This is a genomic window from Allobosea sp. R86505 (genome assembly GCF_042466375.1).
Classification (GTDB): Bacteria; Pseudomonadota; Alphaproteobacteria; order Rhizobiales; family Beijerinckiaceae; genus Allobosea.
Genome location: NZ_JAXHPY010000001.1, coordinates 3,932,192 through 3,952,664 on the forward strand (window position 1 = coordinate 3,932,192; position 20,473 = coordinate 3,952,664).

The following is a 20,473-nucleotide window of genomic DNA, read 5'->3' on the forward strand; positions in this document are numbered from 1 at the left end:
ATCAACCGCTGCGGGCGGCGCCGAGAACCCGGTTGAAGATCGCGCGGACGCCGCCGCGCACCTCGTCCAGTTCAGCCCGCAGGACCTTCGCGTCCGGCCGCCCGACCGCGGTGGCGATCCGGGTCAGCACGCGGGCCGGCACGGCGGCGGGATCGAACGCCTCCTCGACGGTGAAGCGCTGCCAGAGCTGGACATCGCCGATCAGCCGCGCCGCCTCCTCCAGCGCAGCCCCATCGGCCGCCGCCAGCAGCCCGGCCGCGCGCGCGGCGCCGAAGACCGACACCGTGTCCCGCACCAGCAGGGCCGGGTGATCGGCCGCATGGGCCAGCACGAGATACTGGGCCAGGAAATCGAGGTCCGTCAGGCCGCCGAGGGCAAGCTTGAGGTCCCAGGGATTCTTCTCGCCCTTCTCCTTTGCGATCAGGGCGCGCATCTGGGCCACGGCCGCGGCCACCTTCGCCGGCTCGCGGCGGCGGCTCAGGATCACGCGGATCGAAGCCTCGGCGCGCTCCGCCAGTTCGGGATCGCCCGCCACGACCCGGGCGCGGGTCAGCGCCATCTCCTCCCAGATCTCGGCCTCGCCGCGGTGATAGGCCTCGAAGCCCGCGAACTGGGTCGCAGCCGGGCTCTTGTTGCCCGACGGGCGCAGCCGCATGTCGACCTCGTAGAGCGTGCCGCGGCGGGTCGGCACCGTCAGCGCCGCCACGAGGCGCTGGGTGAAGCGGACATGCCAGGTCACGGGATCGAGGCTGCGGCGACCTTTGCTGGGCTCGGCATCCTCCGGCCGGTCATAAAGCAGCATCAGGTCGAGATCCGATGACGGCGTGAGTTCGCCCGCACCGAGCCGGCCGAGCCCGACCACCACGCTCTGCGCGCCCCTGATCACGCCGTGATCGGCCGCAAAGGCCGCGCGCGTATCGTCGAAGGCGACGCGCAGGCAGGCCTCGGCCACCGTGCCATAGGCCTGGGCCGCCGCCTGCGCCGGATAGACGCCGGAGAGGAGACGCGCGCCGACGAGGAAATTCTCCTGCCGGGCGGCGTCGCGCAACCGGTCCAGCCCCTCCTCGACGCTCGGCGGCGGCGAGCCGACGACGCCGCGGATCCGGCGCACCAGCGCGTCGCAGTCGATCGAGGCCTGGCCGAAGGCGGGGTCGATGACGCCGTCGAGCACATGCGGGTGCAGCGCCGCGACCCTGGCCAGGCGCGGGGCGCTGCCGAGGATCTCGGCGAAGAGCGTCAGTAGCGAGCCCTGCGAGCGCAGCAGCGTCAGCAGTTCGACGGCGGCCGGCATGCGGACGAAGGCGTTGTCGAGATGGGCGAGCGCGCCGTCGGGATCGGCGGTGCGGCCGAGCGCGACCAGCAGGGCCGGCGTCAACTCCGTCAGAACCTCGCGGGCGCGGGCGCTGGTGACGGCGGCACGACGGCCGAAATGCCAGCCCCGCACCGTTTCCGCAGCCGTGCCGGCCTGGCGGAAGCCGAGTTTCTGCAGTGTCTCCAGCGTCTGCGGATCGAGATCCGAGCCGGTGAAGCTCAGCGTGCCGGCCTCGCTGGCAAGGCTCGGCCCCTCCTCGAACAGGAGTGCGTAATGGCCCTCGACGCGCCGGGCATGAGCGGTCAGGGCCTTGCCGAAGGCGGCCGTCGAGGGATAGCCGCAGAAGCGGGCGAAGGCCTCGAGATCGGCCGCCGCCTTGGGCAGGGTCTGCGTCTGCTCGTCGTGGCGCATCTGCAGGCGATGCTCGATCGTCCGCAGCCAGCGATAGGACTCCGCCAGCTCGTCGCGGGCGGCGGGCGTGATCCAGCCCTCCTGCGTCAGCTCCGCCAGCATCTCCAGCGTGCGCGGACCGCGCAGGGCGGTGCGCCGGCCGCCGAAGACGAGTTGCTGCGTCTGCACGAAGAACTCGATCTCGCGAATGCCGCCGCGGCCGAGCTTCACATTGTGGCCGGCGACCGCAATCGTCTCATGGCCCTTCACCGTCTGGATCTGGCGCTTCATCGCATGGATGTCGGCGATGGTCGCGAAGTCGAAATATTTGCGCCAGATGAAAGGGGCGAGGTCCTTCAGGAAGCGCTGGCCGAGCGCGATGTCCCCCGCGACGGGACGCGCCTTGATCATCGCCGCGCGTTCCCAATTCTGACCGACGGTCTCGTAATAGGCATAGGCGGAGGGCAGCGGCACCGCGACATGGGTCGAGGCGGGATCGGGCCGCAGGCGCAGATCGACGCGGAAGACATAGCCGTCGGGCGTCCGCTCTTGGATGATCCGGGCGATCGCTTGCGTGAGCTTCACATAGAAGCTGGTCGGTTCGCCCACGCCGGCGGCCTCGGCCACGTCGGGGTCGAAGAAGACGACGATGTCGATGTCGGAGGAGTAGTTCAGCTCGCCCGCGCCATGCTTGCCGAGCGCGAGCACGACGAGCCCGGAGCCCGCCCCCGGATCGGTGAGATCCGGCAGGCGGATTCGGCCGAGATCGGCTGCCTGGCAAAGAACGTGGTCGGTGGCGAGCCTGACGGCGGTGTCGGCCGTGTCCGTGAGGGCCGCCGTGACGGTCTCGACGTCCCAGACGCCCCCGATATCGGCGAGCGCGATCAGCAGCGCCATGGTCCGCCGGAAGCGGCGCAGCAGGCGCATGAGTTCGGGCGCCTCGGTCGCCGCCGCCCCGGCGCGGGCAACCTCGGCAAGCAGCGCATTGCGCTGCGCCTCCGGTTCGCCCGTCAGGCAGGCGAGCAGCCCCGCCGGGTCCTGCCGCATGATCTGGGTGAGGAAGGGCGCATGCGCGACCAGGCCTGCCACGAAGGCGGCGCTGCGTTCGTTTTCGGCGAAATGGGCCGCCAGCGCCTGAGCGGACGCTTCGTCGTGCAGCCGCTCGATCAGATCCTTCGCCAGCAGGTTCGCGGCGCGGGTGCGGGCCGGCAGAACCGGCGCGGCGTTCAATCGGTCACAGAGCCGCCCGGCCATGCCTCGTCTCCCCTCAGAGCGAGGGGACGCCAACAGGGTTTGGCGCGTCTGTCGAGCCGGGACGCGCGCGGGACGGCGGCATGTCCACAGGCTTGGGCGCGCCCTGGGCCTCGATCCCGTCCCGCTTGACGGGTGAGTTGGCCTGCATCGGCAGGGCGATCACGACGCGCAGGCCCGGGGCATTGTCCTCGAGGCGCAGCTGGCCGCCATGCAGGCGCACCACGCCGGCCGCGAGCGCGAGTCCGAGCCCGAAGCCCGGCTTGCTGCGGCTGACGTCGAGCCGAACGAAGCGCTCGAGCACGCGGGCGCGGTCCTCCGCCGGGATGCCCGGCCCATGATCGGCGACGGAGAGCAGGATCTCGCTCCCCTCCTGCCGGGCCGCCACCGTCACCTGCGCCCGTTCGCCGGCCGCGGGCTCGCCGTATTTCAGAGCATTGTCGATCAGGTTCGCCAGCGCCTGGCCGATCAGTTCTCGGTTGCCGGAGACGCGCAGACCCGGCGACACCTCGGTGACGAGCGAAAGCCCCGCCTCTTCGGCCAGCGGCTCGTAGAGTTCGGCCAGGCCGGAGACGATCTCGGAGAGGTCGAGCGTGTCCATGCTGTCCTGAATCCGGCCGGTCTCGAGCCGTGCGATCATCAGCAGGGCGTTGAAGACGCGGATCAGGTTGTCCGCCTCGTCGATCGAGCCGTCGAGCGCGGCGCGCAGTTCGTCGGGCGAGTTCGCGGTGCGCAACGCCTCCTCGGCCCGGTTGCGCAGCCGCGTCAGCGGCGTCTTGAGGTCATGGGCGATGTTGTCCGAGACCTGCTGCATGCCGGTCATCAGTTCGCCGATGCGCTCGAGCATGGCGTTGAGGTTGAGGGCGAGCCTGTCGAGCTCGTCGCCCGTGCCCGAGATCGCGAGGCGGCCCTTGAGGTCGCCGGCCATGATCGACTGGGCGGTGCCCGTCATGTCGTCGATGCGCTTGAGCACGCGCCGCGCCACGAACCAGCTCGCAAGGCAGCCGAGCACGAAGACGAGGAGAAGCGACCAGCCCGCGGCGCGGCGGATGACGATGCCGAGGCGCTCGCGCTCCTCGACGTCGCGGCCGACCAGCAGACGAAAGCCGGCCGGCAGCACGAAGACGCGCACGATGGCCCGGCTCGGTCTGTCCACCGCCTCGCTGGTGCGGGCATATTCGATCTCGGCCTCGCCCGGACGGTCGAGCGTGCCCGGGGGCAGCGCCTCGACATTGCCGGCGATCCGCTCGCCGACCGGAGTGGTGACGAGGTAGAGCGAGGCGCCGGGCGCGCGCGAGCGGCGCTCGATCACGTTGACCAGCCGCCGGATCCCGCCCTGCCGCTGCTGCTCGGCCAGGCCCTGGATCTCGGCGTCGATGGTGGAGCGGATCTGGTCGTCGAGCAGGCGCTTGGCGTTCCAGGCGACATAGCCGAGCAGAAGCCCCGCGAAGAGCGCGAAGACGACGAGGTAGACCGCCGTCAGCTTGAAGGCGGTCGTGCGGAAAAGGTTGGGCAGGAAGCGCTGCGCCGGCCGCGGCGAAACCCTCGTCTCCCCCGCGGAGGGATCAGCGTTGCGTGTCACGGACCATGTATCCCGCGCCGCGGATGGTGTGGATCATCGGGTGCTCGAAACCCTTGTCGACCTTGGCGCGCAGCCGGCTGACATGCACGTCGATGACGTTGGTCTGGGGGTCGAAGTGATAGTCCCAGACATTCTCAAGCAGCATGGTGCGCGTCACCACCTGCCCCGCATGCTTCATCAGATATTCGAGCAGCCGGAATTCGCGCGGCTGCAGCGGGAGCTCCGTGCCAGCGCGCGTGACGCGATGGGCGAGCCGGTCGAGATCGAGATCGCCGACACGGTAGCTCGTGGGCTCCGAGGCCGGGGCGCCGCGCCGACGTGCCAGCACCTCGACCCGCGCGAGAAGCTCGGAGAAGGCATAGGGCTTGGGCAGATAGTCGTCGCCGCCGGCGCGCAGCCCCTTCACGCGGTCGTCGACCTGCGCCAGGGCGGAGAGGATCAGGGCCGGGGTCGCGTCCTTCTGCTCGCGAAGCGAGCGGATCAGCGAGAGGCCGTCGAGCCGCGGCAGCATGCGGTCGACCACGAGCACGTCGTAGCCGCCGCCTTCGGCCATGGCATAGCCTTCCAGCCCGTCGCCCGCATGGTCGGCGACATGACCGGCCTCGCGGAAGGCCTTGGTCAGGTAGGCCGCGGCCTCGGCATCATCTTCGACGATCAGCAGTCGCATCGGCCAAGCCTATCCCAGAATGACAAAAAACGGCAGGCCGGAGGATACGCATCCGGCCTGCCGCGGTGAAGGCTGGTCCCCCGGCGCGGGGGCGACTGACTGCCGGGAGCACGCGAGCCTTGCCTTTGTCCCGCGCCGGCCGTCGCGGCCGACGCGGGAGATGGGACCGATCAGACGGCCGGCTGGCGGCCGACCTCGAAGCCGATCTCGCGCTCCTTGCCGTCGCGCCAGATGGTGATCTTCACCTTCGAGCCCGGGGCGTAGGTCGCGATCTTGCGCGAGAGCTCGCGGGCATCCTTGATCTTCGCGCCATCGACCGCGAGGACCGTGTCGCCGCGCTTGATGCCGGCCTTGGCGGCGGGGCCCTCCTTCTCCGCGGCGGCGACAAGCGCTCCATGCGGATCCTTCAGGCCGATCGCCTCCGCAACCTCGGGCGTGACCGGCTGGATCTGCACGCCGATGAAGCCACGCGAGACCTTGCCGTCCTTCTTCAAGGCCGCCACGACCTGCTCGACGGTCGAAGCGGGAATCGCGAAGGCGATGCCGACATTGCCGCCCGAGGGCGAGAAGATCGCCGTGTTGACGCCGACGACCTCGCCCTTCTGGTTGAAGGTCGGCCCGCCCGAATTACCGCGATTCACCGCCGCGTCGATCTGCAGGAAGTCGTCATAGGGGCCGGAGCCGATGTCACGACCCTGGGCCGAGACGATGCCGGCCGTGACCGTGCCGCCGAGGCCGAAGGGGTTGCCGACCGCCAGCACCCATTCGCCGATGCGCGGCTTGGCCGTGGCGAGCCGTACGAAGGGGTAGCTGCCGCCCTCGGTCACCTTGAGCAAGGCCAGGTCGGTGCGCGGGTCCGTGCCGATGACCTTGGCGTTCAGCGTCTTGCCGTCGTCGGTGACGAGCTGGACCTCGGAGGCCTTGTCCACGACGTGGTTGTTGGTCACCACATAGCCGTCCTGGCTGATGAAGAAGCCCGAGCCCTGCGACATCCCCTGGCGCGGCTGCGGCCGGCCCGGAACGGCGCCGCGCGGCGCCTGCTGCTCGAAGAAGCGGCGCAGGCCGGGCGGGAGGTCGTCGAGGCTGCCCTGGCCGTCATCGGCGGCGTCGATCGTCTGCTTGACGCGGACGGAGACGACGGCGGGCTTGGCCTTCTCGACCATGTCGGCGAAGGATGGCAGTTGCGGTTGAACGCCGGAGAGCTCGATCGGCTGGGCGAAGGCGGGGTGGTCGAGCTTGAGCGCGCCGTCGGCGAGGCCGGCCGCGAGGCCGATGCCGAGGGTGGCCGCGCCGGCGAGCAGCGCGCCGCGCTTCAGGATGGAACGGGAGGGGGTGGTCTGGGTCGTCATGGCGAGAACCTCGAAATCAGCGGCAGGGCCTTCCCTGCTCGTGACGAGGACCATGACGGGCACAGCCTTACGCCGATTTCGCCCGAAGATGACTGTTTCGTAAGGTTGCGAAATGTTGCTGCAGCGGTCGCGCCGCTTCAGGGCGTCTCGGAATCCAGCAGGCGCTGCAGGCGACGGCGTTCCTCATCGGACAGCGGCGCCGCGCTCGCCGGGGCGGGCATGGCGCGGCCGCGCCGCCAGGTGAAGAGCAGCGCCGCGAGCAGGATCAACAGCGGCGCGGCCCAGAGCAACGCCGTCCTGACGTCGAAGGGCGGCCGCAGCAGCACGAAATCGCCATAGCGGGCGACGACGAAATCGCGCACCGCCGTGTCACTGTCGCCGGCGACGAGCCGTTCGCGCACGAGCACGCGCAGATCCTTGGCGAGCGGGGCGTCCGAATCGTCGATCGACTGGTTCTGGCAGACGAGGCAGCGCAGCTCGGCGGAGATCGCGCGGGCGCGGCGCTCCATCGCCGGGTCGGGCAGGATCTCGCCCGGCTGGACCGCCTGCGCGGCAAGGCCGGGCGCGAGTGTCAGCAGGATGGCGAGGGCGAGACGCGGCCAGAGGGCTCGACGCATGACGCTCACTCCGCCGGCTGGGGAGCGGCGGCGACGGGCTCGGCCCTGGCGCGCCGCGGCGCCGCCAGCCGGAAGCGCCGGTCGGTCAGCGACAGCGCACCGCCGAGCGACATCACGATCGCACCGATCCAGATCAGCAGGATCAGCGGCTTGTCGTAGAGCCGCACCGCGATGCCACCGTCTTCCTGCGGTTCGCCGAGCGCGACATAGGCCTGGCTCAGGCCATCGGTCCGGATGCCGGCTTCCGTGGTCGGCATGTTGCGGGCGAGATAGACACGCTTTGCGGCCTCGACGGGCTTGAGCTCGCGGTTGCCCGAGAACACCTGGAAACGCGCCACATCCGCCCGGAAATTGGGACCCGTGCGCGGCATGACCGACTCCAGCACGACGGTGTAGCGGCCGCTGGTGAGGCGCTCGCCCGGCTTCAGCACGCCGATCGCTTCGGTGCTCCAGGCCACGGCGGCGATGCCGATGACGCTCAGGCCGACGCCGGCATGGGCGAGCGCGGTGCCCCAGGCCGAACGCGGCAGCCCCTTGGCCCGCGACCAGACGGCCGGCCACCCGCTGGCGCGGCTGACGATCCGCTCGCCGAGATCGAAGGCGGCACCGGCGACGAGGAAGACACCCAGGCCGATGCCCAGCGGGGCCAGCACGGGGCCGCCCCAGGTCAGGGCGATGAGCGCGAGCGCGGCGAGGATCGCCAGGCCGAAGGCCGCGAGGTTGCGCTGCGCGGCGCCGAGCAGGTCGCCGCGCTTCCAGGCGAGCGATTGGCCGAGCGGCAGGAGCAGCAGCAGCGGCACCAGCACAGGCACGAAGGTGGCGTTGAAGAAGGGCGGGCCGACCGAGATCTTGTCGCCCGTCACCATCTCGAGCACGAGCGGATAGAGCGTGCCGATGAAGACCGTGGCGCAGGCGGTCGCGATGAAGACGTTGTTGACGACCAGCGCGCCCTCGCGCGAGACCGGCGCGAACAGGCCGCCCTGCCGCAACAGCGGCGCGCGCCAGGCGAAGAGCGCCAGCGAGCCGCCGACGAAGAAGACCAGGATCATCAGGATGAAGAGCCCGCGCTCCGGGTCGGTGGCGAAGGAGTGCACCGAGGTCAGCACGCCGGAGCGGACAATGAAGGTGCCCAGCAGCGAAAGCGAGAAGGTCAGGATCGCGAGCAGGATCGTCCAGACCTTGAGCGCGTCGCGCTTCTCCATCACCACCGTGGAGTGGATCAGCGCCGTGCCGGCCAGCCAGGGCATCAGCGAGGCGTTCTCGACCGGATCCCAGAACCACCAGCCGCCCCAGCCGAGCTCATAATAGGCCCAGTAGGAGCCCATCGCGATGCCGAGCGTCAGGAAGACCCAGGCGAGCAGCGTCCAGGGCCTGACCGCACGGGCCCAGACGGCATCGATGCGCCCGTCGATCAGGGCGGCGACCGCGAAGGCGTAGGTGATCGAGAAGCCGACATAGCCGACATAGAGCAGCGGCGGATGGATCGCGAGGCCGAGGTCCTGCAGGATCGGGTTGAGATCCTGTCCCTCGGGCGGGGCCGGAACCAGCCGGCGGAACGGATTCGAGGTTAGCAGGGTGAAGGCGAGGAAGGCGACCGTGACCATGCCCTGGGCGGCGAGCGTCCCGGCCCGCAGACGCAACGGGAGCGAGCGGCGCGACAGCGCGACGAGCGCGCCGAACAGCGTCAGGATCAGCACCCAGAGGAGCATCGAGCCCTCGTGGTTCCCCCAGACGGAGGTCAGCTTATAGATCAGCGGCTGCGTCGAGTGCGAGTTGGCGACGACGTTCTCGACCGAGAAGTCGGAGCGCACATAGGAGGTGACCAGCGCGGCGAAGGCGAGCGCGACCAGCAGGAAGCAGGTGACGGCCGCCGCCGAGCCGACGCTGGCGAGCGCCCGGTCGTGCCGCGCGACGCCCCAGAGCGGCACCAGCGACTGCACCACGGCGACGCCGAGCGCCAGCGCCAGCGCGAAATGGCCGATCTCGACGATCATGACTGCCTCATGGCGACGCCTGTGGGGCCGGCTTCGACGGGGAAGCCGATGTCCCCGTCCCGCCCGGCTGCCAATGGCCCTGCTTCTTCAACGTGTCTGCCACCTCACGCGGCATATAGGTTTCGTCATGCTTGGCGAGCACGGAGTCGGCGCGGAACTGATCGCCGCCCTGGAAGACGCCCTCGGTCACGACGCCCTGCCCCTCGCGGAACAGGTCAGGCAGCAGCCCCTCATAGGTGACCTTGATGGTGGTGCGGCTGTCGGTGATCGAGAAGACAACGCGCTGGCCGGGCCCGCGAACGACGGAGCCCTGCTCCACCAGACCGCCCAGGCGCATGCGCGTGCCGGGCGTCACGCCCTTCTCCGAAATCTCCGTCGGGCCGTAGAAGAAGACGATCGTGTCGCGCAGCGCAAACAGCACGAGCCCGGCCGACAGCGCGAGCACGAGTCCGGCGGCGCCGATCAGCATGAGCCGACGCTGCTTTCGCGTATAGCGGCGCTTCCCGGCGAGCGGGCGCAGGGGCTCGACGGCGGTCATGGCGCAGTCTCCTTGAGGGCGAGTTCCCCGGCCAGCGCGTCCAGCGCCGCAGCGGCCGAGGCCTCCTGCGACAGCCGCTCGCGCGCCACGGCGAGCGATTCGCGCGCCGCCACCTTGTCGCCGAGAACAGCCTGCGACCGGATCAGGCGCGTCCATTCCGGCAGCGTGCCGCCGCCTGCCTTCAGCCGCGCCGAGAGGCCCTCGACCATGCCGCGGATCGCCGCCTGCTGCTCGGCCGGCGGCAGCGCCGCGATTCCCCCGGCACCCGTCTCGGCTTCGAGCCGCGCCAGGCGCTGGCGGACGGTCTGGGTCCAGGGCGCGTCGGCGGCGGCCTCGTCGAGCAGGGCGCGCAGGCTGGCGATGGCGCCGGGCGTGTCGCCATCCTGCTCCTGCCCGATGGCGAGGAAGAACCGGGCCCGGGCATTCTTCGGATCGACACGCAGCGCGCCGGCGAAACTCTCGCGAGCGGCGGCGGTGACGACGCCACCCGCCACCAACGCCCGCGCCTCGCCGAGGCCGGCATAGGCATCGGCGCTCGCCTCGCCATGGCGAATGGCCGCCGCGAAGGCGGTGGCCGCGTCTTCGTAGCGGCCCTGACGCATGTAGACCGGCGCGATGACCGACCAGCCCTTGCCGTCGGAGGGGTTGGCGGCGAGATGAGCCTCGATGCGGGCGAGCGCGAGCGCGAAATCCTGCCGCGACGGATCGGCCTGGAGACGCGCCGCGAGCGGCTGGTCCGGCTTTCCGGGCGAGCCATAGGCGCCGTAGACCAGCAAGGCGAGGAGCGGCACGCAGGACAGAGCCAGCGCCGAGCTGGCGCGGCGGCGGCGCAGCGAGGATTCGGTCTCGCCGGCGGGCGCCGCATCATCCCCCGAGGCGCGCAGCAGGCGACGCGCAGCCTCGGCGCGTGCGGCCTCGGCCTCGACCGGCCCGATCAGGCGGCGGGCGAGGTCGCGGTCGATCTCGCCGAGTTGCGCGCGATAGAGGCTCGTGGCGTCCCCGACATCGGCGAATGCGAGCGACCGGCCCCGGCCGAGCGGCCAGAGCAGGGCAAAGACGGAGGCCCCGGTCATGACCGCGAAGATGATCCAGATCAGCATGCTAAGCTCATAGCCAAAAGCGGCCGCCGCTTCATGCCCCGATGATGGCGACATAGGGTCACGCGGTGCACCATCTCGTCAGACCGAAGGCAATGTCAGGCGCGCCCGCAGCCCACCGAGCGGCGAGCGCTCCAGCGAGAGCGCGCCGCCGTGCAGCTTCGCCAGATCGACGACGATCGACAGGCCGAGGCCCGAGCCGGGCGTGCCCTCGTCGAGGCGCCGCCCGCGCTTGAGCATGTCGGCACGCGCATCGTCAGGCAGCCCCGGGCCGTCGTCGTCGATCAACAGGACGATCCTCCCCGAACCGGTGGGCGCCGGATCGAGCGAAACGGCGACCGTGGACTCCGCCCATTTGAAGGCATTGTCGAGGAGGTTTCCCAGCATTTCCTCGAAATCCTGCCTGTCGCCCCTGAAGCGCACGCCGGTTGATACGCTGTGGCTCCCGGCGATGCCACGGCCCTGCGAGATCTTGGCGAAGGTCCGTATCAGCGCTTCGAGCGACGGGACCACCTCGGTGACGCCGCCCAGCGCGCCGGAGAGCGCGGCCGCGCGCGCGCGATCGAGATAGTACTGAACCTGATCGCGCATGACCGCGGCCTGGGCCTTGACGGTCTGCGGGAGGTTGCCATCGCCGATCTCCGCCTCGTTGAGCATCACGCTCAGCGGCGTCTTGAGGGCATGGGCGAGATTGCCGACCTGGGTGCGGGCGCGATCGAGGATCTCGTGATTGGCGTCGATCAGCAGGTTCAGCTCGCCGGCGAGCGGGGCGAGATCGGGCGGGTACTCCCCGACGATGCGCGGCGTCTCGCCGGTGCGCACCATCCCGACGGCGCTTCGCAGCCTCGCAAGCGGGCGAAGGCCGAAGCGAACCTGGACGATCGTCGAGGCGACGAGCGCCAGCCCGAGCAGCACGAAGGTCATGGTCAGCGCGAAGCGGAACTCGCGGATATCGGCGTCGAGTTCGTCGGAGGGGGCGGCGACCGCGACCGTGAAGCGGCCATCCTCGCCGACGTCGATCTCGCGCTCGAGAATGCGCAGCGAACGATCGTCGGGACCGGAAATGTAGCTTTCGCGGATTCCGCGCGCATTGGGGAGGATCGGCTGGTCGAGCAATTTGGGCAATTGCCCGCCGACGAGCGAGCGGGAGGCGCGGATCGTCGGGCGTTCGCCGTCGAGGCGGATGATCTGCCAGTACCAACCCGACAGCGGCAGATCGAAGCGCGGCTCGCCGAGATCCCCGATCGCCTGGCGCTCCGTCTCGGGCGGCGCGGCGAGATCGGCAATCAGTTCCTTGATGTAGACGCTCAGGCGCTCGTCGAAGCCCCGCTCGGCCGAACGACGGTAGAACGTCGTCAACCCGGCGCCCGCCAGCACCAGCACCAGCGCGCAGCAGACCGCCGCCGAGACGAAGAGCCGTGCGCCGAGGGAGTAGCGATGCGGGCGGAACGGCATCGCCGTCGATCAGACCTTGGCGGGCGCGGCGCAGATGTAGCCGAGGCCGCGGACGGTCTCGATGACCTCGACCCCCAGCTTCTTGCGCAGGCGCCCGACGAACACCTCGATGGTATTGGAATCACGATCGAAATCCTGGTCGTAGAGGTGCTCGACCAATTCGGTGCGGGAGACGACGCGACCCTGATGGTGCATCAGATAGGCCAGCAGCCGATACTCGTGCGAGGTCAGCTTGACCGGATTGCCGTCGACGACGACGCGGCTGGCGCGCGTATCGAGCCTGACAGGGCCGCAGACGAGTTCGGACGTGGCGTGCCCGGCGGCGCGCCGCAGCAGCGCCCGCACGCGCGCCAGCAGTTCCTCGACATGGAAGGGCTTGGTGACATAGTCGTCCGCACCGGCGTCGAAACCGCCGACCTTGTCGCTCCAGCGGTCGCGCGCGGTCAGGATCAGCACCGGCATCGTCTTGCCGGCGCGTCGCCAGCCCTGCAGCACGGCGACACCATCGACCTTGGGCAGGCCGAGATCGAGGATCACCGCATCATAGGGCTCGGTCTCCCCGAGATAGAGGCCCTCCTCCCCGTCGAACGCCTTGTCGACGGCATAGCCGGCGTTCTCGAGTGCGGTGACGATCTGGCGGTTCAGGTCCTTGTCGTCTTCGACGACGAGCAATCTCACGGCGGATCAACTCCTGTTGGGCTGGGAACGCCCGGCGCGCTCAGCGAATTGTGCCGACCTTGCCCGACTGTCCCTCGAGCGTCACGCGGGCGACGCGGCCGTCGCGCTTCAGCGTCGTGACCACATAGACGTATTCGTCGCCCTGGCGGCAGAGCCTGATGCGGACGACCTCGCCCGGAGCGGCCTGTCGGGCATGACGGGACGCCTGCGCCGGCTGGATGACGCGGCCTTCGGCCACAGCGTCGCGCGTTTCGTCTGCGGACAGGCAGGAAATCGGCTCCGGATTGTCGATCCGGTGGATCGGCAACGGAGTCGCCAGCAGGGACAGGGCCAGGAAGGTTTCGACGGGCATGATCGACATCGGCTAATCCCGCACGCGTGAACACGCCATGAATGCTGCGATCCGCCCTGAGTATGTCAGCGGATCGCCAGGCGTCCAAGGTATTCCTGCCCCCGCCCAATGACGGCGCTGATCTGGGCGATCACGATTTCGATCTCGTCCTGCGGGGCGCCGAAATCGGCCATTTCCTCGGCATTCGGATAGAACCAGCTCGCCCGCTCGGTGGTCACACGACGCAGGACGACGCCGCCCAGCCGGACCGCGACGTCATAGCGTTCGGCCTCTTCGCCGAGCGGAACCTCCGCCAGATCCCAGGAATTGCCGTCGATGCGGCTGCGGCGGATCCAGTCGATGGCGACGCCACCCGCTGCCCGCCGGGCCCTGGCATGCACCGGCGACAGCGGCAGCAGGGCCGCCGGCCCCGCCGTCGCCACGATCTCCGCCATGGACGGATCGCCGATGTCGCGCTGGACGGGACCGACCCGGTAGCGTTGCTCGCGCCCGAGATCGGCGAGGTCGTCAGTCAGGGTCACGGCGGCGCCGTCCAGCACGACGAGGCGTGCCCCCGCCGGCAGGGTCCGACCCGCCGCCATCTCGGAGCCGCCCAGCCCGCGCAGCAGGCCCGACAGGCGAAAGCGCTGCGGGCCGATCAACTCGACCTGCGCCGCGGTCACGATCTCGATCACGCCATCGGCGCCGATGAGCGCGAGCGCATTGGCCCCACCCAGCGCCGCCTCCGGCGTCACCGAGGACAGCACGCCGCCCCGCAGCCGCACCTCCAGAGTAGCCCAGCGGTCGCTGCGCCAGAGCGGACCCGGCGGCAGTGCCGTCAGCGTCTCACCGACGATCGAGGGGGCCTCGACCAGGCGCAGCAGCGCGAACTGCCCCGCGCCATCCGCCTGCCAGACGGCGAGTGCGCCGGGCCAGGGCTGGGCGAAGGCGGCGAGCGACAGCAGCGGCGGCGGCTGCGTGCGCACGATCGGCAGGGAGAGCGGGATGGCGAGGGGCCGACCGGGCAATGGCGGCGGCGCGCGCGGCGTGCGCGGCAGACTGGGCACGCCGTTGTCGCGGTAGATCGCCGGCTCGACGGCACGCGCGCTCGCCCGGCGGGTCGCGCCCTCCTCGATCCGTGTCAGCCGGAACAGCCTGTCATCGCCCGCCACCGGCAGGGCCACCACGTCGCCGGGCTCGAGATCGAGGCAGCGCGGTGACAAGTCGAGGTCCAGCGTCTCGCGGCCGGCCCAGATCTCCTGCAGGCGCTGATCGGCCAGCCGCTGGCCTTCGGCCGGGCGGGTGACGATCGCGGTGTCGACGCCGATCTCGCGGCGCGCAGCACCGGCCAGCCGGCGCGAGCGAGCCGCCGTGCCGCGGTAGTCGGTCTCGCTGTCGGTGAAGCCGAGGCGCAGTTCGAGCGGCAATTCGCTCTCCTCGGCCCGGCGCAACGCGAAGGGGCGGCCCTCGCGATCGAGGACGAGATCGTCATTCGCGACCCGGCGCGCGATGGGGCCGGAGCGGCCGCGGAAGACGAGCTTGCCCGCGCTCATGGTCGCGTCGAAGCCGAAGGCCTGGCCGAGCGGCTCCAGCGCCTGGCGGGCCGAAAGCGGCCGTTCCAGCACATAACCGTCGAGGAAGCCGTCGACGGCGATCACGTCGGCGGCGGGCAGGCCGAAATCGGCGAGGATTCGATGCAGCAGCCGGTCGACAGGGGTGCCTTCGATGCGGCCGTTGAGCCAGTGCCCCGTGTCGTGGGCGGCGCCATCGGCCCAGATCCCTCCGAGATCGGGAAAGGCGGGAAACGGCCTGGCGTCATAACTCCAGACAAAGATGTTCGCCGGGTCGATCATGCGGATGCCGGTTCCCGGATGGACCGGGTTGCGCGCGGCCTCGAAACCCTCGCGCGCCGGATCGAAGCCGGAGATGACCGCCTCGAGCCCGCGTGCCTGGACGAGGTCGTCGCGCGCACCGCTGGAGAAATAGGGAGCGCCGCTCTCGGCGGATTTCGCGTCCGGGAAGACGTTGGGCGCATTCGCGCCCTTGTCGACGGCGGGAATGCCGATCTCGGTCAGCCAGATCGGCTTGGCTCCGGGCACAAAGGCGGTGGGGGACGTTTCGACGCCGCCCAACCGCTCGACATGCGGGTTGCTCCACCACCCAACGAGATCCTTCGGACGGAAGACCCAGGGCTTGCCGTGGCTTCCGTCCGTGATCGGCAAACGCAGTTGCGCGGCGCGACCGGCAGCATCGGCATAGTACCAGTCATAGGCCTCGCCGCCGGTCAGCCGAGCCCGCAGATAGCCGAGATCGGCCGGTCCCGTCGCCGCGGCGCTGTCGGCATGGCCGGCGCCGTCGCGCCAGTCCGAGAGCGGCGGGTAGAAGTCGATGCCGATCGCGCCGATGGCGGGCGAGGCCCAGAGCGGGTTGAGCGGGAAGGCGACGTCGCTGCCGCCATTGCGGACATCGGCGCCGTATTCGGTCCAGTCGGCCGCATAGGTCAGCGTGGCGGCCGGCAGAATGGTTGCCACCTGCCCGGCGAGGTCGACGAGGCCCGCGACCATCGGGTAGCCGCCCGTACCGCGGACATGGGTCAGGCCCGGCATTTCCGAACCCAGCACGAAGCCTGCGACGCCGCCGGCAATCTGCGCCAGCCTGGCGTAGTGCAGCACGAAGCGGCAGTAGCTCCACTCGTCCGGAGCCGCACAGACGACCCGCTCCCCCTCGATGACGACATCCGAGGCGGCGACGCTGCCCAGGAACGCCGCCATCTGGACCTCGGCCTCGGCGGTGCCATCTGCGCTTCCGGGCGCCCCTGGCGCAGGCGTGCAGGTGATGCGCCCGCGCCAGGGATAGCGCGGCTGCCCGGGCAGGCCCGATACCGGGTCCGGCAGGGCATTGCCGGCCGGGATGTCCATCATCACGAACGGGTAGAGCACCACGTCGAGGCCGTAGTCGTCGCGCAGGCGGCGGATGAAGCGGATCACGCTCTCATCCGAGGGCGTGCCACCGAAGGCCGGCCGCCCCTCGGCTTGGCTCACCACGCGGGCCGTCGCACGACCGAGGCCCGCCACCGCCCATTCGGCGCCGAGCGTCGGCTTATGGGCGATCTCGACGCGCGGCGCGATCGTACAGGCGCCCGCCCGCAGATCGTCGCCGAACCAGGTGACGACGAGCGCAACCCGCCGGAGAGCGGGGCAGAGCGCGGTCAGATGCGCCAGCGCGGTGTCGACGTCGGCGCCGCCGTAGAGCTGATGGCGGGTCAGGCTTTCGGTGACGCCCGGCTCGGGCTCGTGGCTGACGGCCCGCGTCTCGTAGACGAACTCGCCGGCGCCGGGGATCAGCGTCACGGCCCGGATCATCTGGGCGAGGCCTTCGACGGGCCGCACGACCTCGAAGGAAAATTGCGGGACACGGTTGCCGTAATCGGCAAGCGGGAAACGCTCGAACACGACATAGGCGAGGCCGCGATAGGCCGGCGTCTCCCCGGCCTCCTTCGCCACGATCAGCGGGTCCGGCTCCTGCGCCTCGTCGCCCAGATGGACGCGCATCGCGACCGTCGTGACGTCGAGTTCCCGCCCATCGGCCCAGATGCGGCGCACGAAGGCGATCGGCCCTTCGCAGAGGCCGATCGCGAGGTTGGCATGGTAGGCATAGGTGGTCTCGACCGTCTTCGCGCGCGGGCTGCCCTTTCCGCCCGTCTTGGTCCGGGTCACCGTGACCTTGATCTCCTCCTCGAAGCGGGTCGCCCAGATCAGCTGCCCGCCGAGACGGGCCCGGCCATAGATCCGCGGGATCGCGGCGCCCTCGGTCGAGGCCAGGCCGCTGATCTCGGTCAGGCGCGGGCCCTCGACGCGGCGCGTCGACGCGGACCCGCCGAGCAGGGACTGGTCGATGCGCGCCCCGGCGATGCCGCCCAGCGCCTGGCCGAGCACGGCGCCGATCGGGCCGCCGACCGCGCTGCCGAGCGCACTGCCCGCGACCTGCAGAAGGAGAGTCGCCATCAGTCGGTCACTCCGGGAAAGGAAAAGGCGTGGCTGAGATGCCGCCGCCACCACGGCGTGAAGGCGACCTCGGCGACCGCCGCACCGTCATGGGCGTGGATGATGCGATCGGTCGCGCTCAGGATCGCGCAGTGCTTCGCCGGCAGATGGTCCCGCCAACGAAACAGCAGCACGTCGCCGGCGCGTGCCTCGCCCGGCTCGACGGGGACGAGGTGGCGCAGCGCCGCGGCGGCCAGCGTTTCCGTCCCGAGACTTTCCGCCCAGCCCGGCGTGTAGGGGGGCGGCTGCTCCGGCTCGCTGCCATGGAGATCGCGCCAGACGCCGCGCACGAGCCCGAGGCAGTCGCAGCCCACGCCCCGCAGGGAAGCCTGGTGGTGATAGGGCGTGCCGATCCAGCCCCTCGTCGCCTCGACGATGTCGTCACGGAGCAGGGGCGCCTTCATCGGAACAGGCTGCCGCCGTCGAGGGCGCCATCACCCGGCCGGACGCCGCCGATGATGAAGTCGTTGCCGGGAATGTGGGGGAAGCCGCGGAAATTGACCCCGTTGCCGAACTTGGCCCGGCAGGTGGCGAAGCTCTTGTCGCAGCCGGGGGAGACGGTGAAGGGATCGCCCGGCCGGATCGCCGCCGGTGACGCCTGCCAGAGTTCCAGCGAGGCATCCGTTCCGGTCGCGGCGTGGCGCTTCACCTCGGTCGCAAAACCGACGGCGTCTCCGCCGGTGAAGACCAACCGGCCGCCGGTGAGGTATCCGTCCGCGAAGGCGGCCAGCGCCGTCGCCGTCAGGCTCAACCGGCCGTCCGTCGTCATCACGGCGGCTTCGGCGGGCGCTAGCGCGACACCGCAGCGGGCATCGCCGAGATCGGCCGAGCATGAGCGCAGGTAGAGCCGCCCGCGCTCCTCGTCGAAGGCCTTGGCCAGCCCCCGCACCTCGGCCGTGAAGGCGCCGTCGCTGCGGCGAACCTCGCCGACGAAGCCGATTTCGATAAGGAGGCGCTGGGCGGGATCGGCCCAGTTGACCAGCCAGAGCCTCACCCTGGCATCGTCATAGAGCCCGCGGGCGAGATCGGCCTCGTTCAGTCCGCTCGCCGCGAACGCGCCGGAGACGTCGCCGCCGCCGACCGCGAAGCCGAGTTCGGCACTCGTCTCCGCCGCCTCGAGCCCGGTCGTCGCCGCGAAGGTCACGCCGTCGAAGACGAGGGGGCCGTCATGGTCGGTGAAGCCGAGGACGAGGCCGTCCCGCCGGGTCAGGCTCCAGCAGCGGCACAGCGTGGTCGCGCCCTGGGCCAGATGGTCGGCCAGAGCCTCGGGAATCGCGCGCATGGGACAGCTCCTGCAGGGCTTCAGGACAGGATCTCGACGACCGGAATCCGCGGGATCTCCCCGGCCTCGAAGGCCGTGAGATCGATCTCGATCGCGTCGAGGTCGAAGCGCACCGGCACGTCGAACAGGAAGCCCGCCGTGACGACGGCGCCCGGCGCGGGCGCATGGCCGGCTGCGAAGGTCACCAGACCGCTCGTCGCGTCGCAGGTGACCCGGGCGGGGTCGACGGCGGTGCCGCCGATCGCGACCGCGACCTCGCCGGGAACCGGCTTGCGGATCGGCCGGCGGTAGGTCGCCAGGCCCGTGCCGTAATGCTTGCAGAGCTGGAAGCTCGCCGTGACGCCGTCGCCGGTACCGATCGCCTGGTCGGTCGCCGTGGGGCTCTGCGAGGGCGGGCAGCTCTTCCAGTCGAGGCCATCGCGCCAGCGGAACCCGTAGAGCCGGCCGCGGCGCTCCTCGAAAAAGGCGACGACCGCCGCCAGCGCATCGAGGGTGCGGATGCCGAGGCCGGCATCGTAGCGCCGGCGGGAATGGGCCCAGCGACTGTTGCGCACTTCGCGGCCCGACGCGAGCGCGACGATCTGCGTCAGGCGCTCGGGCCCGCCACGCGCCCCACGGGCGATGTCGGTCGGAAAGCGGATCTCGTGGAAATCGCTCATGAGCCCCCCGTTTCAGAGCGCGCGGCCGCCGCGGGCGACGGCCCGCGCGATCGCGGCCGACACCTGTGCCTCCGAGCGTCGGAAGCTGTCGGCATCCGGTGTGGAGACCTGAACGACGACGTTGAGCGGGCGGCGCGTCTCGGCCGAGGAGCGGACGCCGAGCTTGCCGTCGGCGCCGCGCGACAGCGGCAGAATCGCTTCGGCCCCGCGCTCGCCCATCAGCCCGAGCCCCCGCCCGAGCGGGAAATAGGCGGGCGAGGCGATCACCCCGCCTTCGGCGAAGGGGGCGACCGGAGCGGCGGCCCCTCCTCCCAGGCCGACGCCGCCGAACAGGCCCGTCAGCCCCTTGATTCCCGCCCCGAGCAGGCTGGAGAGGCTCGACTGGAGCGGCTTCAGCGCCGATTTCAGCAGCGTTTCGGTGATCGAGCGACCGACGCTGCGCAGCACGTCCTCGAAGCGCTTTCCCTCGATGATGCCCTTGGCGAAGGCGTTGGTGATCGACTTGCCGAAGCTTGCTGCGGATTTGTCGAGGCTCTGCGTCAGCGAGCCGAGCGAGCGCAGGTCGGAGAGGCGGGAGGACAGGTCGATCTCGTCATCGAGCATGGGGCACCTCGGAGGGAGCATTGGAAGCAGGCCCGGTCGGGTCGTCGGGATGGGCCGCCATCAGAGCCTCGATCACGCTGCGACCGGGCGCCTGCGCCGTTCCGGCAGGCCCGTGCGCCCGCAGCGCCGCGGCGATCTCGCGCGGGCTGGCGGCCCAGAAGACGGCAGGCGGCCAGCCCAGCCGCCCGAGCCCGAACGCCATGACCTCGCCCCAGGGAAAGGGGGCCGCCGCCGGCTTCAGGCCGACGGCGGCGAGGGAGGGCGCGGCGGCGTCTCCTGCGGGCCGCAGCCGGCGATGGGCTCGGCGGCGGGATCGGCGAAGGTCGCGTCGAGCAGGGCGATCGCGGCCCTGATGGCCCCGTTGAGGCCGCCATCGAAACCGAGCTCGGCGACCTCGCGATCGTCGATCGTGGCGCCGGCCCCGCGCAGCCCGGCACCGAGTATGCGCGCGACGTCACGCGCCGAAAGCCGGCCGGAGGCGAAGCGCTCGCCCAGCGCCGGCAGGCTGTCGACGCTGAAGGCATGTTCGAGTTCGGCCAGCGCCCCCAGCGTCAGCCGCATAGGCAGCGCCTCGCCCTCGACCATCAGGGCGGTGTCGCCCCTGTGCCGGTTGATCATCGCCGTC

General features: G+C 70.8%; 18 protein-coding genes. All 18 read right to left on the minus strand.

The genetic code is table 11. The features are described from left to right. Window position 1: 1 nt before the first annotated feature. Window positions 2-2,956 (minus strand): bifunctional [glutamine synthetase] adenylyltransferase/[glutamine synthetase]-adenylyl-L-tyrosine phosphorylase, encoded by a 2,955-nt coding sequence (locus SJY11_RS18990; protein ID WP_376988306.1) that lies wholly within the window; start codon window positions 2,954-2,956, stop codon window positions 2-4. 13 nt (window positions 2,957-2,969) lie between these two features. Beyond that, window positions 2,970-4,469, minus strand: a complete 1,500-nt coding sequence (locus SJY11_RS18995; protein WP_376989372.1) for a sensor histidine kinase — start codon at window positions 4,467-4,469, stop codon at window positions 2,970-2,972. Between the two features lie 49 nt (window positions 4,470-4,518). Continuing rightward, window positions 4,519-5,202 carry a response regulator transcription factor gene (locus tag SJY11_RS19000; RefSeq protein ID WP_326912627.1) on the minus strand — a complete coding sequence of 228 codons (684 nt, stop codon included), beginning with the start codon at window positions 5,200-5,202 and terminating at the stop codon, window positions 4,519-4,521. Between the two features lie 170 nt (window positions 5,203-5,372). Next, the gene (locus tag SJY11_RS19005) at window positions 5,373-6,551 is read right to left on the minus strand and encodes a trypsin-like peptidase domain-containing protein (RefSeq protein ID WP_376988307.1); all 1,179 of its coding nucleotides are present in this window, start codon (window positions 6,549-6,551) and stop codon (window positions 5,373-5,375) included. A 137-nt stretch (window positions 6,552-6,688) separates the two neighbouring features. Beyond that, window positions 6,689-7,168, minus strand: coding sequence for a cytochrome c-type biogenesis protein (locus SJY11_RS19010; RefSeq protein WP_376988308.1), 480 nt, complete (start codon window positions 7,166-7,168; stop codon window positions 6,689-6,691). 5 nt (window positions 7,169-7,173) lie between these two features. Next, a complete protein-coding gene (locus SJY11_RS19015; RefSeq protein ID WP_376988309.1) occupies window positions 7,174-9,162 on the minus strand; it encodes a heme lyase CcmF/NrfE family subunit in 1,989 nt (662 codons plus the stop codon). A 7-nt stretch (window positions 9,163-9,169) separates the two neighbouring features. Beyond that, window positions 9,170-9,700, minus strand: a complete 531-nt coding sequence (ccmE, locus tag SJY11_RS19020; protein WP_376988311.1) for a cytochrome c maturation protein CcmE — start codon at window positions 9,698-9,700, stop codon at window positions 9,170-9,172. Then, a complete protein-coding gene (gene ccmI / locus SJY11_RS19025; protein WP_376988312.1) occupies window positions 9,697-10,800 on the minus strand; it encodes a c-type cytochrome biogenesis protein CcmI in 1,104 nt (367 codons plus the stop codon). Before ccmI ends, ccmE begins: the two co-directional genes overlap by 4 nt. A 78-nt stretch (window positions 10,801-10,878) precedes the next feature. Then, entirely contained in the window at window positions 10,879-12,252 is a 1,374-nt protein-coding gene (locus tag SJY11_RS19030; RefSeq protein ID WP_376988313.1) for a sensor histidine kinase, read from the minus strand. 9 nt (window positions 12,253-12,261) lie between these two features. Further along, the gene (locus SJY11_RS19035) at window positions 12,262-12,930 is read right to left on the minus strand and encodes a response regulator transcription factor (RefSeq protein ID WP_069054503.1); all 669 of its coding nucleotides are present in this window, start codon (window positions 12,928-12,930) and stop codon (window positions 12,262-12,264) included. Window positions 12,931-12,970: 40 nt separating this feature from the next. Continuing rightward, the gene (locus tag SJY11_RS19040; RefSeq protein ID WP_376988314.1) at window positions 12,971-13,291 is read right to left on the minus strand and encodes a PepSY domain-containing protein; all 321 of its coding nucleotides are present in this window, start codon (window positions 13,289-13,291) and stop codon (window positions 12,971-12,973) included. Between the two features lie 56 nt (window positions 13,292-13,347). Next, a complete protein-coding gene (locus SJY11_RS19045) occupies window positions 13,348-17,265 on the minus strand; it encodes a baseplate multidomain protein megatron (protein WP_376988315.1) in 3,918 nt (1,305 codons plus the stop codon). Then, window positions 17,265-17,708, minus strand: a complete 444-nt coding sequence (locus SJY11_RS19050; RefSeq protein WP_326912619.1) for an NlpC/P60 family protein — start codon at window positions 17,706-17,708, stop codon at window positions 17,265-17,267. Before SJY11_RS19050 ends, SJY11_RS19045 begins: the two co-directional genes overlap by 1 nt. After that, the gene (locus SJY11_RS19055; protein ID WP_376988316.1) at window positions 17,705-18,586 is read right to left on the minus strand and encodes a DUF2163 domain-containing protein; all 882 of its coding nucleotides are present in this window, start codon (window positions 18,584-18,586) and stop codon (window positions 17,705-17,707) included. Before SJY11_RS19055 ends, SJY11_RS19050 begins: the two co-directional genes overlap by 4 nt. Before the next feature lie 20 nt (window positions 18,587-18,606). Next, entirely contained in the window at window positions 18,607-19,245 is a 639-nt protein-coding gene (locus tag SJY11_RS19060) for a phage distal tail protein, Rcc01695 family (protein WP_376988317.1), read from the minus strand. A 12-nt stretch (window positions 19,246-19,257) separates the two neighbouring features. Further along, on the minus strand, window positions 19,258-19,848 hold the full coding sequence (locus SJY11_RS19065; protein ID WP_376988318.1) for a phage tail tape measure protein: 591 nt from the start codon (window positions 19,846-19,848) through the stop codon (window positions 19,258-19,260). Continuing rightward, window positions 19,838-20,137, minus strand: coding sequence for a phage tail assembly chaperone (locus SJY11_RS19070; RefSeq protein WP_376989373.1), 300 nt, complete (start codon window positions 20,135-20,137; stop codon window positions 19,838-19,840). Before SJY11_RS19070 ends, SJY11_RS19065 begins: the two co-directional genes overlap by 11 nt. Then, a complete protein-coding gene (locus tag SJY11_RS19075) occupies window positions 20,086-20,466 on the minus strand; it encodes a gene transfer agent family protein (protein WP_376988319.1) in 381 nt (126 codons plus the stop codon). The genes SJY11_RS19070 and SJY11_RS19075 overlap by 52 nt, the downstream gene beginning before the upstream one ends. Window positions 20,467-20,473 lie beyond the last annotated feature (7 nt).

What these genes read in the sequence shown, in the direction of transcription:
- SJY11_RS18990 (WP_376988306.1), bottom strand. Translation starts at nt 2,956, where the DNA reads ATGGCCGGGCGGCTCTGTGACCGATTGAACGCCGCGCCGGTTCTGCCG.
- SJY11_RS19055 (WP_376988316.1), bottom strand. Translation starts at nt 18,586, where the DNA reads ATGCGCGCGATTCCCGAGGCTCTGGCCGACCATCTGGCCCAGGGCGCG.
- SJY11_RS19040 (WP_376988314.1), bottom strand. Translation starts at nt 13,291, where the DNA reads ATGTCGATCATGCCCGTCGAAACCTTCCTGGCCCTGTCCCTGCTGGCG.
- SJY11_RS19030 (WP_376988313.1), bottom strand. Translation starts at nt 12,252, where the DNA reads ATGCCGTTCCGCCCGCATCGCTACTCCCTCGGCGCACGGCTCTTCGTC.
- SJY11_RS19060 (WP_376988317.1), bottom strand. Translation starts at nt 19,245, where the DNA reads ATGAGCGATTTCCACGAGATCCGCTTTCCGACCGACATCGCCCGTGGG.
- ccmI (WP_376988312.1), bottom strand. Translation starts at nt 10,800, where the DNA reads ATGCTGATCTGGATCATCTTCGCGGTCATGACCGGGGCCTCCGTCTTT.
- SJY11_RS19000 (WP_326912627.1), bottom strand. Translation starts at nt 5,202, where the DNA reads ATGCGACTGCTGATCGTCGAAGATGATGCCGAGGCCGCGGCCTACCTG.
- SJY11_RS19065 (WP_376988318.1), bottom strand. Translation starts at nt 19,848, where the DNA reads ATGCTCGATGACGAGATCGACCTGTCCTCCCGCCTCTCCGACCTGCGC.
- SJY11_RS19045 (WP_376988315.1), bottom strand. Translation starts at nt 17,265, where the DNA reads ATGGCGACTCTCCTTCTGCAGGTCGCGGGCAGTGCGCTCGGCAGCGCG.
- SJY11_RS19050 (WP_326912619.1), bottom strand. Translation starts at nt 17,708, where the DNA reads ATGAAGGCGCCCCTGCTCCGTGACGACATCGTCGAGGCGACGAGGGGC.
- SJY11_RS19075 (WP_376988319.1), bottom strand. Translation starts at nt 20,466, where the DNA reads ATGATCAACCGGCACAGGGGCGACACCGCCCTGATGGTCGAGGGCGAG.
- SJY11_RS19010 (WP_376988308.1), bottom strand. Translation starts at nt 7,168, where the DNA reads ATGCGTCGAGCCCTCTGGCCGCGTCTCGCCCTCGCCATCCTGCTGACA.
- ccmE (WP_376988311.1), bottom strand. Translation starts at nt 9,700, where the DNA reads ATGACCGCCGTCGAGCCCCTGCGCCCGCTCGCCGGGAAGCGCCGCTAT.
- SJY11_RS19015 (WP_376988309.1), bottom strand. Translation starts at nt 9,162, where the DNA reads ATGATCGTCGAGATCGGCCATTTCGCGCTGGCGCTGGCGCTCGGCGTC.
- SJY11_RS19005 (WP_376988307.1), bottom strand. Translation starts at nt 6,551, where the DNA reads ATGACGACCCAGACCACCCCCTCCCGTTCCATCCTGAAGCGCGGCGCG.